2 pseudogenes are annotated in these 1,536 nt (G+C 62.8%); one reads left to right on the top strand and one right to left on the bottom strand.

What is annotated here, in order from left to right:
- Positions 1 to 96, top strand: a pseudogene (locus ABWV23_RS22320) (IS5/IS1182 family transposase); the annotation flags it as partial.
- 353 nt (positions 97 to 449) lie between these two features.
- Here ABWV23_RS22320 and ABWV23_RS22315 read toward each other — a convergent pair.
- A pseudogene (locus ABWV23_RS22315) lies at positions 450 to 1,478 on the bottom strand (IS110 family RNA-guided transposase).
- Positions 1,479 to 1,536 lie beyond the last annotated feature (58 nt).

Below are 1,536 nucleotides of genomic sequence, written 5' to 3'. Positions count from 1 at the left end.
GACCCCGACCGCCAAACCGCTGAAATCCAGCTCCGCATCGCCATCATGAACCGCTTCTCGGCCATCGGCAGGGCCGAGATCGAGGCTGTCGCCTGAAAAGTAACTGGAAAGGGGATCGTCAGCCCCAACGCTGATTTACGCAACAACGTCCTGGATTCACGAGATGAATCCCCGAAAGGGTTTGTGCAACATGTATAACCGCCCCTTGCGCAAGAGGTATTTTCAAAGCTGATCTTGGCGCGTCACCGGGTGCTGACATGTATCCGGCCTCTGAAGCGGCGCACACATGCCGCAGGGCCCGTATGGTGCTCGAAGGTCGGGTCCAGATCAAAGCCGCGTGCTCATGGGCACTCTGTTGCACACTGGTTTCCCGTTCCCGTCTCACGACTGTTGCGCCAAACTGCTCCTTGCCCTCTTGTGCTCCGACGTCCTCGCGACCGCTGGTCGGCTTATGCCGCCGCGGCCGGAGACTGGTAGACGCCGCCCCGGGCCATCAACGCCCAGACGATCCGCGCCATCTTGTTCGCGAGCGCCACCCGTACCAGCATCGGTGGCTTGCGTGACAGCATTCCGGCCAGCCAGGTGCCCGGCCGGGCCTCGGCATGGGTGTGACGCTTGATGATGACGCTATTGGCGCCAATGATCAGCAGGCGTCTGAGGGACCGCTCGCCCATCTTCGTCGTGGCCCCGAGCCGCTGTTTGCCGCCTGTCGAATGCTGGCGGGGCGTGAGCCCAAGCCATGCCGCAAAATCCCGGGCCTTGCGGAAAGTCTCGGGCGGCGGAGCGAGGGTCGCGATGGCCGTAGCGATCAGCGGGCCGATGCCCGGCACCGTCATCAGGCGGCGCGCCACGTCGTTTTCCTTGGCCCGACGGGCGATCTCGGCATCGAGTTTGACAATCTCTGCCTCCAGCTGGGTCAGGGCCGTGATCAGCACCTTGAGTGTGGGGACGGCATCGGCTGGCAAGCCGCTTTCCGGGTCATCAACGATTGCAATCAGCTTCGGCGTGTTGGCCGCCCCTTGTGGCACGACCTGTCCGAACTCGCTCAAATGCCCTCGAAGGGCATTGATGGATTGGGTTCGCTGCCGGATCAGAAGCTCGCGCACGCGAAACACCATGGCCGCGCCCTGCGTCTCTTCGCTCTTCACGGGCACGAACCGCATCGTCGGACGAAGCACAGCCTCGCAGATCGCCTCGGCATCGGCTGCATCATTCTTCTGGCGTTTGACGAAGGGCTTCACGTACGCGGGCGGGATCAGCCGCACCTCGTGGCCCAGCTTTCCGATCTCCCGGCCCCAGTAATGGGCCCCTCCGCACGCTTCCATCGCGACGACACAGGGCTACAACTCACTGAAGAAGGCCAGGACCTGACCCCTTCGCAGCTTCTTGCGCAGAACAGGCTCCCCCGCTGCATCTGCCCCGTGGACCTGAAACACATTCTTCGCCAGATCGAGCCCGACCGTGATAATCTCTGACATGACCGCTCTCCTTTGTGGATCCTCAAAGACCCACCTTGGCACACAGATGCCGTCGGGG

Source organism: Aquicoccus sp. SU-CL01552 (genome assembly GCF_040365005.1).
Taxonomy (GTDB): domain Bacteria; phylum Pseudomonadota; class Alphaproteobacteria; order Rhodobacterales; family Rhodobacteraceae; genus Antarcticimicrobium.
Note: the sequence above shows the minus strand (reverse complement) of the source record. Positions and strands in the feature narration are given on the sequence as shown.